Here is a 14,705-nt window from a genome sequence, read left to right as displayed (position 1 = left end):
CCGCCTGCAGGCTTCCTGAAGGCTTGCCGGACGCCGAGCCGGCCGCACCTAGCCGGCCGCCCCGTTTGGTACAATTCGAAAGTTTATTTATCCCATCGCTGATGGCCGACCAGGCTGCATGACACCATGAATATCGAACAAGCCCGTTTCAACATGATCGAACAGCAGATCCGCCCGTGGGACGTACTGGATCAGGAAGTGCTGGGCCTGCTGTCGATCGTCAAGCGTGAGCATTACGTGCCGGCCGCGTACCGCGACCTCGCGTTCGCGGACATCGAGCTGCCGCTGCCGGGCGGCCACAAGATGCTGTTCCCGCGCGTCGAGGCCCGGGTGCTGCAGGACCTGGCGGTGAAGAAACACGAGAGCGTGCTGCTGATCGGCGCGGGCTCCGGCTACCTGGCCGCGCTGTTCGCCCATCGCGGCCATCACGTGACGGCGGTCGACATCGATCCGGCGATCGCGCAGCTCGCCACGGATAACCTGCGCAACGACGGCGTGACGAACGTCGAGGTCGTCGTCGGCGACGGCTCGCGCGGCTGGTCCGCAAAGGCGCCGTACGACGTGATCTGCGTGTCCGGCGGCCTGCCGGCGGTTCCGCAGGAGCTGCTCGAGCAGTTGAAGGTCGGCGGTCGCCTGTCGGCGTTCGTCGGTGGCCGTCCGGTGATGAAGGCACAGGTGATCACGCGCCTCGACGAGAAGCAGTACCGCGTCGCGGACGTGTTCGAAACCTACGTCGATCACCTCGTCAACGCGATCGAGCCGTCGCGCTTCAAGTTCTGAGCGCCGCGATGCAGATCCTGACCGCTCCCCAGCTCGCCGCGTGGCTCGCCGACGCGTCCCGCGCGAAGCCCGTCGTCCTCGACGTGCGCGAGCCCTGGGAAATCTCGACCGCGCAGATTGCCGGCAGCGTGACGATCCCGATGCAGCAGATTCCCGCGCGCAGCGAAGAGCTCGACGACGAAGCGGAGATCGTCTGCGTGTGCCATCACGGCATGCGCAGCGCGCAGGTCGCGATGTTCCTCGAATCGCGCGGCTTCACGAAGCTCTACAACCTGCAGGGCGGTATCGACGCGTGGTCGCGCGACGTCGATCCGTCCGTGCCGCGCTACTAAGCCCACTACTGGGCCCGCTACTCAGCCCGCTACTCAGCCCGACGGCGGGCGCGCATCATCGCGCGCCCGCGTCCACTCCCCTTCCCCGCTAGTCGGTTTCCTTCAGCGCAGCCGCGCCCATCGGCACCGCCGCGTTGTTCGCCCCCTTCGTCATCGTCAGCGGATCCGGCGTCACGTTGAAGTACGTCGCCGCGAACGGCGCACCGAGCCGCCCCCCAGCCGGCGATCACCTCGTCGCGGCAGTGGCCCGCGTTCACGCATCGGAGCCCCACGGTGCCGTCGAGGATGCGCCGGCCGATAACCCAAAGTTCGACTGCAGGCACCGAAACGGGGATGCACAACCGTGCAGCATCCGCGCAGGCGTTCGCGCACCGCGGCGACTCATCGATGCCGCTTTATGCGGCACGCGCACCGCGCCGTCGCATCCGGACACGCCGCGCGAACGCCGGTGCGACGGCGGCGCGGCCGTTGGCACGCGCCTTGCGTGAGCAAGGCCCGTTCGACGCCGTCGTGGCGCGCGCACATCCAACAACGTCAAGGGGAACTCGATGAAACGTCGCAGTCTGCTGAAGTTCGGATCGATGGCCGGCGCACTCGCGCTCGCGGGCAAAAGCCCGTTCGCGCAGGCCGCGGATGCGGGCACGGGCCCGATCAAGGTCGGCATTCTCCATTCGCTGTCGGGCACGATGGCGATCTCCGAGACATCGCTGAAAGACACCGCGCTGATGACGATCGCCGACATCAACAAGAACGGCGGCGTGATGGGGCGCAAGATCGAGCCGGTCGTCGTCGATCCGGCGTCGAACTGGCCGCTCTTTGCCGAGAAGGCGCGCCAGTTGCTCACGCAGGACAAGGTCGCGTGCGTGTTCGGCTGCTGGACGTCGGTGTCGCGCAAGTCGGTGCTGCCGGTGTTCGAGGAGCTGAACGGACTGCTCTACTACCCGGTGCAGTATGAAGGCGAGGAGATGTCGCGCAACGTGTTCTATACCGGCGCCGCGCCGAACCAGCAGGCGATTCCGGCCGTCGAGTACCTGATGAGCGTCGAGGGCGGCGGCGCGAAGCGCTTCTTCCTGCTCGGCACCGACTATGTGTATCCGCGCACGACGAACAAGATCCTGCGTGCGTTCCTCGCGTCGAAGGGCGTGAAGGACGCCGATATTCAGGAGGTCTACACGCCGTTCGGCCATAGCGACTATCAAACGATCGTCGCGAACATCAAGAACTTCGCGCAGGGCGGCAAGACGACCGTCGTGTCGACGATCAACGGCGACTCGAATGTGCCGTTCTACAAGGAGCTCGGCAACCAGGGGATCAAGGCGACCGACGTGCCCGTCGTCGCGTTCTCGGTCGGCGAGGAGGAACTGCGCGGGATCGACACGAAGCCGCTCGTCGGGCATCTGGCCGCGTGGAATTACTTCATGTCGGTGAAGGGCCCGTCGAACACGAAGTTCAAGGATCAGTTCGCCGCGTGGGTCAAGGCGAACAACCTGCCCGGCGGCGCGAAGCGCGTGACCAACGACCCGATGGAGGCGACCTACGTCGGCATCCATATGTGGAAGCAGGCGGTCGAGAAGGCGAAAAGCACCGACGTCGACAAGGTGCGCGTCGCGATGATCGGCCAGACCGTCGCCGCGCCGTCGGGCTTCGTGCTGACGATGGACGGCAACCATCATCTGCACAAGCCGGTGATGATCGGCGAGATCCGCGCGGACGGGCAGTTCAACGTCGTATGGAAGACGAAGACCGCGATCCGCGCGCAGCCGTGGAGCCCGTTCATTACGGGCAACCAGAGCAAGCCGGACGTCGTCAGCTCGATCCCGGCGTTCCTGCGCCGGCAGCGCGCGGCGCTCGCGTGACGCGTGCCGGGGCGTCGCGCGACCAGTGTGACCCGTGCGGCGCGCCGGTGACGGCACGTGCATCGCCCTCCCTCCACGTCCGCCAGGATTCTCCGATGCCCAAGCTCTTTCGCCGAGCCGCCGTCGAACTCGTTGCGTGCGCCATGTTTTTCGGCGTCGCGCCCCATGCCGCCTGCGCGCTGACGGCCACCGACACCGCCGCGCTCGCCGGCGACGATTTCGACGCGAAAACCGCCGCGATCGGCCGGCTCGCCGCCGAAGGCGATGCGCCGGCCGTCGCGCTCCTCAACGCGCTGTCGACCGGCAACGCGCTCGCGACCGACGACGGCCGCGTGCTGATCCAGACCGGCGACACCCCGCACGACGCGCTGACGAACGCGCCCGCGCAGGCCGGCAACGCGCAGCCGGTGATGCTGAACAACCTGCTGCGCACGAAGATCGCGAACGCGCTGTCGGGCCTCGCGCTCGCGTCGCCCGACCTCGCGACGCGGCGCACCGCGGTCGACGCGCTGCTGCAGAACCCGGACCCGGCGCTGAAGCCGATGATCGACCGTGCGCGCGCGACGGAAACCGACCCGGCACTGAAGCGCCGCCTCGACGCGCTGTGGGCGATCGCCGCGCTGCACGACGCGGATCCGGGCAAGCGCCTCGACGCGGTGAAGATCGTCGCCGCGCGGCACGATCTCGACATGATCGAACAGTTGCGCCCGCTCGTCGCGAAGAACGCGGACGGCAGCGACGCGGAGCCCGACGCGCGCGTGCGCGACGCCGCGCAGCAGGGCCTCGACGCGCTGCATGCGCTGCAGCGCCGCGGCGAGATCGCGGGCACGCTGTTCGCGGGGCTGTCGCTCGGCAGCGTGCTGCTGCTCGCCGCGCTCGGCCTCGCGATCACGTATGGACTGATCGGCGTGATCAACATGGCGCACGGCGAGTTCCTGATGATCGGTGCGTACGCAACCTATGTCGTGCAGACGCTGATCCAGCACTATGCGCCTTCCGCGTTCGACTGGTATCCGCTCGTCGCGGTGCCGGCGTCGTTCGTCGCGGCCGCGGCGGTCGGGCTCGTGCTCGAGCGGCTCGTGCTGCGGCACCTGTACGGCCGCCCGCTCGAGACGCTGCTCGCGACGTTCGGCGTGAGCCTGATCCTGATCCAGGCGACGCGGATGATCTTCGGCGCGCAGAACGTGCAGGTCGAGAATCCGTCGTGGATGAGCGGCGGCGTGACCGTGATGCAGAACCTGATCCTGCCGTACAACCGGATCGCGATCCTCGCGTTCGCGCTGATCGTCGTCGGCATCGCGTGGGCGGTGCTGACGAAGACGCGCCTGGGCCTGTTCGTGCGCGCAGTCACGCAGAACCGGCGGATGGCCGCATGCGTCGGCGTGAAGACCGCACGCATCGACGCGTATGCGTTCGCGTTCGGCGCCGGCATCGCGGGGCTCGGCGGCTGCGCGCTGTCGCAGATCGGCAACGTCGGCCCGGATCTCGGCCAGAGCTACATCATCGATTCGTTCATGGCGGTCGTGCTCGGCGGCGTCGGCCAGATCGCGGGCACCGTGCTCGGCGGCTTCGGGCTCGGGCTCGTCAGCAAAGCGATCGAGCCGTTCTGGGGCGCGGTGCTCGCGAAGATCGCCGTGCTCGTGATGATCGTTCTCTTCATCCAGAAGCGGCCGCAGGGGATGTTCGCCCTGAAGGGCCGCAGCGCGGAGGCCTGAGATGACTTCGTTCACCGATTCGCTGTCGCCGAATGCCACACCGGCCACATCGGCCGCACCGGCCGCCGCGCCGTCGCCCGCCGCCGCTCGCGCGGCCGGCGGCTTCGCGCTCGGCCTGCCGCCGCGCCCCGCGCTGCTGTCGCGCCGCGCATGGCTCGCGCTGATCGCGCTCTGCCTCGCGATCGGCATCGGCGTGCCGCTCGCCGCGCTCGTCGCGCCGGAATCGAGCGCGCTCCATCTGTCCGCGTATGCGATGACGCTCACCGGCAAGCTGATGTGCTACGCGATCGCCGCGCTCGCGCTCGATCTCGTGTGGGGCTATTGCGGCATCCTGAGTCTCGGGCATGGCCTCTTCTTCGCGCTCGGCGGCTACGCGATCGGCATGTACCTGATGCGCGAGATCGGCCGCGACGGCAAGTACGGCACCGACCTCCCCGACTTCATGGTGTTCCTCGACTGGCACCGGCTGCCGTGGTACTGGAGCGGCACCGAGCATCTCGCGTATGCGCTCGCGCTCGTCGTGCTCGCGCCGGCCGTGCTCGCGTGGGTGTTCGGCTTCTTCACGTTCCGCTCGCGCGTGAAGGGCGTCTATCTGTCGATCATCACGCAGGCGATGACGTTCGCGGCGATGCTGCTGTTCTATCGCAACGAGACCGGCTTCGGCGGCAACAACGGCTTCACCGACTTCAAGCGGATCGCGGGTTTTCCGGTCACGTCGCCGGGCACGCGCACCGTGCTGTTCCTGCTGACGTTCGCGACGCTCGTGCTCGCGTTCGTCGCCGCGCGCGCGATCGTCACGAGCAAGCTCGGGCGCGTCGTCACCGCGGTGCGCGACGGCGAGACGCGGCTGATGTTCCTCGGCTACAGCCCGCTCGCGTACAAGCTGTTCGTGTGGACCGTGTCCGCGGTGCTGTGCGGCATCGCGGGCGCGCTGTACGTGCCGCAGGTCGGCATCATCAATCCGGGCGAGATGTCGCCGGGCAACTCGATCGAGATGGCGATCTGGGTCGCGGTCGGCGGGCGCGGCACGCTGATCGGGCCGATCGTCGGCGCGTTCGCGGTGAACGGCGCGAAGAGCTTCTTCACCGCGAATTTCGCCGAATACTGGCTGTTCTTCCTCGGGCTGATCTTCGTGCTCGTGCCGTTGCTGATGCCGCGCGGCATCATGGGGCTCGTCGACGACGTCGTCGCGCGAGTTCGGGGAGTTCGGGGAGTGCGCCGATGAACGGATTCTTCATGATGGCCGACGTCGCGCGCCGCGACGACACGGAGCTGACGGTCAGCGGCACCGCGGAGATGTCGCGGGTCGTCACGCCCGGCGCGATCGACACGTCGCACGGGACGATCCTGTATCTCGAGGACATCGAAGTCAGCTTCGACGGTTTTCGTGCGCTGAACAAGCTGTCGCTCGCGATCGACGCGGGCGAGCTGCGCTGCGTGATCGGTCCGAACGGCGCCGGCAAGACGACGATGATGGACGTGATCACCGGCAAGACGCGCCCCGATGCGGGCAAGGTATTTCTCGGCCAGACGCTCGACCTGTCGCGGATGAGCGAACCCGAGATCGCGCGCGCGGGAATCGGCCGCAAGTTCCAGAAGCCGACGGTGTTCGAGCAGCATCCGGTGTGGGAGAACCTCGAGCTCGCGATGCAGACCGACAAGGGCTGGCTCGCGTCGCTGCGCACGCGGCTCGACCGCGACGCGCAGGCGAAGATCGAGGAGACGCTCGAGCTGATCCGCCTCGACGCGCACGCGTATCGCGCGGCCGGCGAGCTGTCGCACGGGCAGAAGCAGCGGCTCGAGATCGGCATGCTGCTGATGCAGCGCCCCGCCCTGCTGCTGCTCGACGAGCCGGCGGCCGGGATGACCGACCACGAGACGATGGAACTCGCGGAGCTGCTGAACACGCTGCGCGGCACGTGCTCGATGATGGTCGTCGAGCACGACATGGAGTTCGTCGCGGCGCTCGCGGGCGACACGGGCCGCGTGACGGTGATGGCCGAAGGCGCGGTGCTCGCGCAAGGCACGCTCGATCAGGTGAAGCGCGACGACGCGGTGATCGAGTCTTATCTGGGACGATGATGCGATGCTGAAGATCGAAGCGCTGAACCAGTACTACGGCGGCAGCCACATCCTGCGCGACGTGAACCTGACCGCCGACGAAGGCAGGCTGACGGTGCTGCTCGGCCGCAACGGCGTCGGCAAGTCGACGCTGCTGCGCTGCCTGATGGGCGTCGTCGCCGCGAAGAGCGGCGCGGTGAGCTGGCGCGGCGATCCGCTGGCGGCGCTGCCGCCGTACGCGCGCGTGGCGGCCGGGCTCGCGTACGTGCCGCAGGGGCGCGACATCTTTCCTCGGCTGACCGTCGAGGAAAACCTGCTCGTCGGCGCCGCGAGCCGCCGCGCGCCGTCGAAAGTGCCGGACCGGATCTATGCGCTGTTCCCGGTGCTGAAGGACATGCGCGCGCGGCGCGGCGGCGACCTGTCGGGTGGCCAGCAGCAGCAGCTCGCGATCGGCCGCGCGCTGATGAGCGAGCCGCAGCTGCTGATCCTGGACGAGCCGACCGAAGGAATCCAGCCGTCGATCATCCAGGACATCGGCCGCACGCTGCGGCAGCTCGTCGACGAATCGAAGATGACGATCCTGCTCGTCGAGCAATACTACGACTTCGCGCGGTCGATCGCGGACCAGTACTGGGTGATGAGCCGTGGCGAAGTGGTCGCGGGCGGAGAGGCAAAGGATATGGAGCGCAACGGGGTGCGCGAGTTGATCGCGGTCTGACCGACGGCGGCCGCGCCGTCGGCCACGTCCGCTGCGAGCTCACTTCGCGGCTGACGACACGAACGGCGAGCCGGCGCCCTCGTTCAGCTTCTGGACAAGGAACGCGCCGATCGCGTCCAGCGCCTGTGTCGCGGCCTTCAACCCACCGACGCTGCCGGCGAACCCGTGCGACATCCCCATCCACACATCGAGCCGGGCATCGACGCCCGCGGCGACTGCGCGCTCGACGAACCGCCGCGAATCGTCCAGCAGCACTTCGTCGTCTCCGACGTGGATGCGAACGGGCGGCAGGCCGACAAGCCGCGCATGGAGCGGCGAAGCAAGCGGATGCGCTGGGTCGGCGCTCCCGAGATAGGCGCGCACCACCTCCGACGCCTGCTCGCGCGTGAAGAGCGGATCGGCATCGACGCGCGTGTCGTACGTCTCGCCCGAGAGCGTCAGATCGGTCACTGGCGACAATGCGGCAACGCCGACAATCGTCGGCCCGGAAGCGACCGCTTCACCGGCAAGACGCGACGCGAGCACCAGCGCGAGATCGCCTCCGGCGGAATCCCCGGTGACGGCGATCCGGCGAATGCCGATGTCGGCCAGTCCGTGATAACAGGCGAGCACATCGTCGACGGCCGCCGGGAACGGATGCTCGGGCGCGAGCCGATAATCCGGGATGAATGCCTTCGCGCCGGCCCGCGCGGCGATGTGTCCGACGAAATGGCGGAATGCGCCGGCGGATCCGAAGTTGAACCATCCGGCATGCAGATGAAGAATCGCTTCGTCGGCTCGCCAATGCGCGGGATAGACCCAGAACCCCGGAATGCCGCCGACCGTGCCGGATTCGTACGTGACGTCATCGAGCGGCGGGATGCTCTCCATCATCGCATCGAATGCCCCGCGCGCTTCGACGCCCAGACGCATGCCTTTCATGGAACGCATCCCCGCTCGCATCGCGGCGACGATGGCCGCATCGTCCAGGTCGAGAGGATGCGTTGCGATGAAATTCGTTGATGCGGTATCGGTCGGCAAGTTTTTCATCGTCGGCTCCGTCGGATCAGACATGGTCGATCGCTCAAGCCGCCGACGCCACGCGCACGGCGGCCCGTCCGGCGCGCGCGTCGAGGCTGAACGCGCCGGCGCCGAAGTAAGCGATCTGCAGCAGGCCGCCCGCCATCATCACGTTCTTCAGGAAGTGGATCATCTGGTTCTGGTCCGCGAAGTTGTGGTGGAAGAAGATCGCGGTGACCACGCAGAACAGCGCCATCGCCGGCGCCACGAGGCGGGCGCGATACCCGGCCATCAGCAGCACGCCACCGCCCGCCTCGACCAGTACCGCGACGAGGAACGCGAGCGACGGCGCCGGCAGGCCGACCGCCGCGATATAGCCGACGGTGGCGTCGTGCGCGGCGAGCTTGCTCAGCCCGCTCATGACGAACGGCGCGCCGATCAGAATGCGGCCCAGCAGCGGAAGGAACTTATAACGATCCATGATGACCTCCAGATATGATTTGATTTAGTGGACTGAGAAATGAAGGTACTCAGCCGGCGTCCACCATCACCAGCTCAGAATCTTCGACGGCGGAGATGTCGGCCTGCGCCACGTTCGTGATCGCGACGCCGTCCAGCGGCCCCATGTGCTCGCCGTTCACTTCGATGCGGCCCGAAGCAACGACGAGATACGCGCGACGCGACGGCCCCAGCGCCTGCCGGGCCTGCTCGCCCGCCTTCAGCGTCGCGCCGAGCACGCGCGCATCGGCGCGAATGGGCAGCGCATCCTCGTCGCCGGCGAAACCGCTCGCCAGCACGACGAAGCGCCCGGACCGATCGCCTTTGGGAAACGGCTTCGTATCCCACGCGGGTCGTCCGCCGCCCGCGCGCGGCACCAGCCAGATCTGATAGACCTTGAGCGGCACGTCGCCCTTGTTCACCTCGGAATGGCGGATGCCGGTGCCGGCGCTCATCACCTGCACGTCGCCCGCGTGAATCGTTCCTTCGGATCCCAAAGTGTCCCGATGTCCGAGCACGCCCTGGCGCACGTAGGTGACGATCTCGATGTCACGGTGCCCGTGCATCGGGAAACCGCTTCCGGCGGCAATCTCGTCATCGTTCCAGACGATCAGCGGGCCCAGCGGCGCGTGCGCGAGATTGCCGTCCGGACTGACCGCGAAGTGGTATTTCGCGCGAAGCCAGCCGTGATCCGCCGTGTCCAGTGATCTCCAGCGCCGATGGGTAAGCATGTCCGTGTCCTTTTCCTGCCGCCAAAATGCGGCCTGCTGCCGCGGTGTCACTCTCCAGCATCAGCGGAGCACCGGGCCTTGGACAGAATGCTATTTCCGCAATGATTTACCGCATAGCTCCCAACCATCAAAGCATCATTGCTCTCAATAGAACGATAAGCGCCGGTGGAAACAGGCCGATGAACTCAATCGCCGGCATGAGCCGATCGCGCGCGCCACCGCGCCGCGCATTCCTGTAGCATGAGCGCGCCCGTCTTCCCGCCGATTCCACGATGTCCGCCCACGTTTCGCACGCGTCGCTGTCCCGCCCCGCTCTCGCCAAATCCTGGCACGCCCGCCTCGAGCTCGGCTTCGAACGACACGGCACGCGCACGACGCTGCAACATCGCCTGCACGACGGCCCGCTGCGCGTGCAGCGGCCGCTCTATCCGGAAGGCGACGCGCGCTGCCACGCGGTGATCGTCCATCCGCCGGGCGGCGTCGCGGGCGGCGACACGCTCGACATCGACATCGCGCTCGGCGAGCGCACGCACGCGGTGCTGACCACGCCGGGCGCGACCAAGTGGTACAAGTCGAACGGCCTCGACGCCGCGCAGCGAATCCGCATCGTGCTCGGCGAAGGCGCGAAGCTCGACTGGCTGCCGCAGAACAACCTGATCTTCGATGCCGCGCATGCGTCGATGGATTTCACGCTGACGCTCGGCGCGGGCGCGAGCGCGCTTGGCTGGGACGCAACGCAGCTCGGCCGGCAGGCGGCCGGCGAGGCATGGTCCGCGGGCCGGCTCGTGTCGACGTCGGCGCTCGTCGATGCGAACGGCGCGCCGCTCTGGACCGAGCGCGCGCGGCTCGTTGCGAACGACCCGCTGCGCCACGCATTGCAGGGCCTCGGCGGCTTCCCCGTCTACGGCACGCTGTGGGCGGCCGGCGCCGCATGCGACGCCGCGCTCGCCGAATCGCTCGCCGAGCGGATGCCGTTCGACGACACCTTGCGCGCCGGCATCACGTGCGTGACGCCGGGCGTGGTGCTCGTGCGCGCGCTCGCGACGTCGATGGAGGCGCTGCAGCGGCATTTCGTGCAGTGCTGGATGCTGTTGCGTCCGATCGTGCATGGCGTCGAGCCGCATCCGCTTCGGCTCTGGCAGACCTGAAACACCCCTGAAGCACCCCCCGCATGCGCACCGCCGTGGCACACGGCCCGGCCGCATGCATCGGCGTGCACCCGCATGCATCGCGCGCGCACCATCGTGGAGCACACATGCGCGCCGCACATGGCACGTGCCTTGCTGCACTGATGCGCAAACGCCGCCGCGCGAGCACGCAAGCCGCACGGCGCGGTGCTACGATAGCCGCGCATCCGCGCCAGCCAACGCCACGCGGAAAAATATTACGTTTTCCATAACGTTTCCATTCATGAAGCTGACTCCCCGAGAAAAAGACAAGCTGCTGATTTTCACCGCGGCGCTGCTCGCCGAACGGCGCCGCGCGCGCGGCCTGAAGCTCAACTACCCGGAAGCGGTCGCGTACATCACGGCCGCACTGATGGAAGCGGCACGCGACGGCAAGACGGTCGCCGAAGTGATGCACTACGGCACGACGCTGCTCACGCGCGACGACGTGATGGACGGCGTGCCGGAGATGATCCCGGACATCCAGGTCGAAGCGACCTTCCCGGACGGCACGAAGCTCGTCACGGTCCACCATCCGATTCCGTAAGAGGCGCGCATGATCCCCGGCGAAATCCTCACCGACGACGGCGAGCACGAACTGAACGCGGGCCGCGCGACGATCACGCTGACCGTCGCGAACACCGGCGACCGACCGGTGCAGGTCGGCTCGCACTACCACTTCCACGAAGCGAACGACGCGCTGTCGTTCGACCGCGCGGCCGCGCGCGGCTTCCGGCTGAACATCGCGGCCGGCACCGCGGTGCGCTTCGAGCCCGGCCAGACGCGCACGGTCGAGCTCGTCGCGCTCGCGGGCGCGCGCGAGGTCTACGGTTTTCAGGGCAAGGTGATGGGGCCGCTCTGACGCGCCCTCTTCCGGCATTCAGGAATACAAAGATATGACATTACGCTTGAGCCGCCGCGCGTACGCGGAGATGTTCGGGCCGACGACGGGCGACCGCGTCCGTCTCGCCGATACCGAACTGCTGATCGAAATCGAACGCGACTACACGATCTACGGCGAGGAAGTGAAGTTCGGCGGCGGCAAGGTGATCCGCGACGGGATGGGCCAGTCGCAGCGCGTCGCGGCCGACGTCGCGGACACCGTCGTCACGAACGCCGTGATCCTCGATCACTGGGGTATCGTGAAGGCCGACATCGCGATCAAGAATGGCCGCATCGCGGCGATCGGCAAGGCCGGCAATCCGGACATCCAGCCCGGTGTGACGATCGCGATCGGCGCGGCGACCGAAGTGATCGCCGGCGAAGGGCTGATCGTCACCGCGGGCGGCATCGACACGCATATCCACTTCATCAGCCCGCAGCAGATCGACGAGGCGCTCGCATCGGGCGTCACGACGATGCTCGGCGGCGGCACCGGGCCCGCGACCGGCACGAACGCGACGACCTGCACGCCCGGCCCATGGCACATGGAGCGGATGCTGCAGGCGGCCGACGGCTGGCCGATCAACCTCGGTTTTCTCGGCAAGGGCAACGCGAGCCTGCCGCAGCCGCTCACCGAGCAGATCGCCGCCGGCGCGATCGGGCTGAAGCTGCACGAGGACTGGGGCACGACGCCCGCCGCGATCGACAACTGCCTGTCGGTCGCCGACGACACCGACACGCAGGTCGCGATCCACACCGACACGCTCAATGAAGCCGGCTTCGTCGAATCGACCGTCGCCGCGTTCAAGGGCCGCACGATCCACACGTATCACACCGAAGGCGCGGGCGGCGGCCATGCGCCGGACATCCTGAAGGTGTGCGGCGAGGCGAACGTGCTGCCGTCGTCGACGAATCCGACGCGCCCGTACACGATCAACACGCTCGACGAGCACCTCGACATGCTGATGGTCTGCCATCACCTCGATCCGTCGATCGCCGAGGATCTCGCGTTCGCCGAATCGCGGATCCGCCGCGAGACGATCGCGGCCGAGGACATCCTGCACGATCTCGGCGCGCTGTCGATGCTGTCGTCGGACTCGCAGGCGATGGGGCGCGTCGGCGAAGTGATCATCCGCACGTGGCAGACCGCGCACAAGATGAAGGTGCAGCGCGGCGCGCTGCCGGAAGATGGCGCGCGCAACGACAACTTCCGCGCGAAGCGCTATGTCGCGAAGTACACGATCAACCCGGCGATCACGCACGGGATCGCGCACGAGGTCGGCTCGGTCGAGCCGGGCAAGTGGGCGGATCTCGTGTTCTGGGAGCCGGCGTTCTTCGGGATCAAGCCGTCGCTGATCCTGAAGGGCGGCATGATCGCGGTCGCGCAGATGGGCGATCCGAACGCGTCGATCCCGACGCCGCAGCCCGTGCATTACCGCGAGATGTTCGCGACGCGCGGCGGCGCGCTCGCGCGCACGTCGCTGACGTTCGTGTCGCAGATGGCGGCCGATGCGGGCATCGCGGAGCGCTACGGGCTCGCGAAGCGGATCGTGCCGGTGCGCAACTGCCGCAACGTGACGAAGGCCGACATGATCCACAACGCGTGGCGGCCGGCGATCAGCGTCGACCCCGAGACGTACGACGTGATCGCCGACGGCCAGTTGCTCACCTGCGAGCCGGCAACCGTGCTGCCGATGGCGCAGCGTTACTTCCTGTTCTGAGTGCTTGCATCATGCGTACGATCGACAAACGCATCGCCCCGAACGTGCAACTCGCCGCGTCGCTGATCAAGCGCGCGCCGGTGCTCACGCTGCCTTACGACGCCCGCTGCAAGAGCCGCCTCGCGGCGACGCTCGACACCGGCGAGGACATCGCGCTCGTGCTGCCGCGCGGCACCGTGCTCGCGGACGGCGACGTGCTCGTCGCCGACGACGGCGCGCTCGTGCGCGTCGCGGCAGCGCCCGAAACCGTGCTGCTCGTGCGCGCGCCCGATCCGCTGACGTTCACGCGCGCCGCGTATCACCTCGGCAACCGCCACACGCCGGTCGAGATCGGCGACGGCTATCTGAAGCTCGAAGCCGATCCGGTGCTCGCCGACATGCTGAAGCGGCTCGGCGCGCAGGTCGATACGGTCGACGCGCCGTTTCAGCCCGAAGCGGGCGCGTATGGCGGCGGGCATCGCCACGGCCACGACGCGACGTTCGCGGAGGACTACGCGCTCGCGCAGCGCGTGTACGACGAGCATCACGGGCACTCGCACGATCACGGCCATGAACACCGCTGAGCTCGTTGCGCTGTTGCACCTCGCATCACCGGCGCTGCCGATCGGCGCGTTCAGTTACTCGCAGGGGCTCGAAGCGGCGCTCGACGCGAACCTGATCCGCGACGCCGACACCGCGCGCGACTGGATCGCGAGCGGCTTGGCCGACGTGCTCGCACACGGCGAGCTGCCGTTTCTCGCCCACCAGCTCGCGCGCTGGCGCGCGCACGACGCCGATGCGCTCGCGCGCGAGAACGCGTGGTTCGTCGCGAGCCGCGAATCGGCCGAGCTGCGCCGCGAGACCGAGCAGATGGGCTGGTCGCTCGCGCAGCTGTGCGCGTCGCTCGAATGGGGCGATGCCGCGCGCCGCGCGACGCTCGCCGCGTTGCGGCCGATCGCACTGCCGACCGCGTTCGCATATGCCGCCGCCGCGCACGACGCGCGCGACGATGCGACGCTCGCCGCGTACGCGTTCGGCTGGGCCGAGAACCAGACCGCGGCCGCGCTGAAGGCGGTGCCGCTCGGCCAGCTCGCGGGCCAGCGCATCCTCGTCGCGCTGCGCGGCGCGATCGACGCGGCAGTGCGCCGCGCGCTCGCGACGCCACCCGAACACATCAGCACGTTCGCGCCGCAGCTCGGCATCCTGTCCGCGCGGCACGAGACGCAATACTCCCGGCTGTTCCGCTCCTGAACCTCAAGCAAACCAT

Annotated in this window: 16 protein-coding genes and 1 pseudogene; 13 read left to right on the top strand and 4 right to left on the bottom strand. The window is 68.1% G+C overall.

Annotated features, from left to right (window positions below):
• Positions 1-126 precede the first annotated feature (126 nt).
• Both HZI36_RS19835 and HZI36_RS19830 read left to right on the top strand, forming a co-directional pair.
• The gene (locus HZI36_RS19835; RefSeq protein ID WP_179404364.1) at positions 127-780 is read left to right on the top strand and encodes a protein-L-isoaspartate O-methyltransferase family protein; all 654 of its coding nucleotides are present in this window, start codon (positions 127-129) and stop codon (positions 778-780) included.
• An 8-nt stretch (positions 781-788) separates the two neighbouring features.
• Entirely contained in the window at positions 789-1,112 is a 324-nt protein-coding gene (locus HZI36_RS19830) for a rhodanese-like domain-containing protein (protein ID WP_179404363.1), read from the top strand.
• Between the two features lie 106 nt (positions 1,113-1,218).
• Here the strand turns inward: HZI36_RS19830 and HZI36_RS19825 are convergent.
• A pseudogene (locus tag HZI36_RS19825) lies at positions 1,219-1,348 on the bottom strand (aminotransferase class III-fold pyridoxal phosphate-dependent enzyme); the annotation flags it as partial.
• A gap of 312 nt (positions 1,349-1,660) precedes the next feature.
• Here HZI36_RS19825 and urtA point away from each other — a divergent pair.
• From urtA to urtE, 5 genes are all read left to right on the top strand, one after another.
• Positions 1,661-2,968, top strand: coding sequence for an urea ABC transporter substrate-binding protein (gene urtA / locus HZI36_RS19820; protein ID WP_179404362.1), 1,308 nt, complete (start codon positions 1,661-1,663; stop codon positions 2,966-2,968).
• Positions 2,969-3,063: 95 nt separating this feature from the next.
• Positions 3,064-4,683, top strand: a complete 1,620-nt coding sequence (gene urtB / locus HZI36_RS19815) for an urea ABC transporter permease subunit UrtB (RefSeq protein ID WP_179404361.1) — start codon at positions 3,064-3,066, stop codon at positions 4,681-4,683.
• A 1-nt stretch (position 4,684) separates the two neighbouring features.
• A complete protein-coding gene (gene urtC / locus HZI36_RS19810) occupies positions 4,685-5,908 on the top strand; it encodes an urea ABC transporter permease subunit UrtC (RefSeq protein ID WP_179404360.1) in 1,224 nt (407 codons plus the stop codon).
• Positions 5,905-6,765, top strand: coding sequence for an urea ABC transporter ATP-binding protein UrtD (urtD, locus tag HZI36_RS19805; protein ID WP_179404359.1), 861 nt, complete (start codon positions 5,905-5,907; stop codon positions 6,763-6,765). Before urtC ends, urtD begins: the two co-directional genes overlap by 4 nt.
• A gap of 4 nt (positions 6,766-6,769) precedes the next feature.
• Positions 6,770-7,462, top strand: a complete 693-nt coding sequence (gene urtE / locus HZI36_RS19800; RefSeq protein WP_179404358.1) for an urea ABC transporter ATP-binding subunit UrtE — start codon at positions 6,770-6,772, stop codon at positions 7,460-7,462.
• A 39-nt stretch (positions 7,463-7,501) separates the two neighbouring features.
• Here the strand turns inward: urtE and HZI36_RS19795 are convergent, their stop codons facing one another.
• The 3 genes from HZI36_RS19795 to HZI36_RS19785 all read right to left on the bottom strand — a co-directional run bounded on the left by HZI36_RS19795 (position 7,502) and on the right by HZI36_RS19785 (position 9,690).
• Positions 7,502-8,383, bottom strand: a complete 882-nt coding sequence (locus HZI36_RS19795; protein ID WP_246327142.1) for an alpha/beta hydrolase — start codon at positions 8,381-8,383, stop codon at positions 7,502-7,504.
• Between the two features lie 142 nt (positions 8,384-8,525).
• Positions 8,526-8,942, bottom strand: coding sequence for a DoxX family protein (locus tag HZI36_RS19790; protein ID WP_179404356.1), 417 nt, complete (start codon positions 8,940-8,942; stop codon positions 8,526-8,528).
• Positions 8,943-8,991: 49 nt separating this feature from the next.
• Entirely contained in the window at positions 8,992-9,690 is a 699-nt protein-coding gene (locus tag HZI36_RS19785; protein WP_179404355.1) for a pirin family protein, read from the bottom strand.
• A gap of 272 nt (positions 9,691-9,962) precedes the next feature.
• Between HZI36_RS19785 and HZI36_RS19780 the strand changes: the two genes are divergently transcribed.
• The 6 genes from HZI36_RS19780 to HZI36_RS19755 all read left to right on the top strand — a co-directional run bounded on the left by HZI36_RS19780 (position 9,963) and on the right by HZI36_RS19755 (position 14,689).
• Entirely contained in the window at positions 9,963-10,838 is an 876-nt protein-coding gene (locus HZI36_RS19780; protein WP_179404354.1) for an urease accessory protein UreD, read from the top strand.
• A 262-nt stretch (positions 10,839-11,100) separates the two neighbouring features.
• Entirely contained in the window at positions 11,101-11,403 is a 303-nt protein-coding gene (gene ureA / locus HZI36_RS19775) for an urease subunit gamma (protein WP_179404353.1), read from the top strand.
• 9 nt (positions 11,404-11,412) lie between these two features.
• The gene (locus tag HZI36_RS19770; protein WP_179404352.1) at positions 11,413-11,718 is read left to right on the top strand and encodes an urease subunit beta; all 306 of its coding nucleotides are present in this window, start codon (positions 11,413-11,415) and stop codon (positions 11,716-11,718) included.
• 34 nt (positions 11,719-11,752) lie between these two features.
• Positions 11,753-13,459 (top strand): urease subunit alpha, encoded by a 1,707-nt coding sequence (ureC, locus tag HZI36_RS19765; RefSeq protein ID WP_179404351.1) that lies wholly within the window; start codon positions 11,753-11,755, stop codon positions 13,457-13,459.
• Positions 13,460-13,470: 11 nt separating this feature from the next.
• The gene (gene ureE, locus HZI36_RS19760) at positions 13,471-14,022 is read left to right on the top strand and encodes an urease accessory protein UreE (RefSeq protein ID WP_179404350.1); all 552 of its coding nucleotides are present in this window, start codon (positions 13,471-13,473) and stop codon (positions 14,020-14,022) included.
• Positions 14,009-14,689, top strand: coding sequence for an urease accessory protein UreF (locus HZI36_RS19755; protein ID WP_179404349.1), 681 nt, complete (start codon positions 14,009-14,011; stop codon positions 14,687-14,689). Before ureE ends, HZI36_RS19755 begins: the two co-directional genes overlap by 14 nt.
• The last annotated feature ends 16 nt before the right edge of the window (positions 14,690-14,705 follow it).

Origin of the sequence: Burkholderia guangdongensis, assembly GCF_013403875.1 — a bacterium.
GTDB lineage: Bacteria > Pseudomonadota > Gammaproteobacteria > Burkholderiales > Burkholderiaceae > Burkholderia > Burkholderia guangdongensis.
Note: the sequence above shows the minus strand (reverse complement) of the source record. Positions and strands in the feature narration are given on the sequence as shown.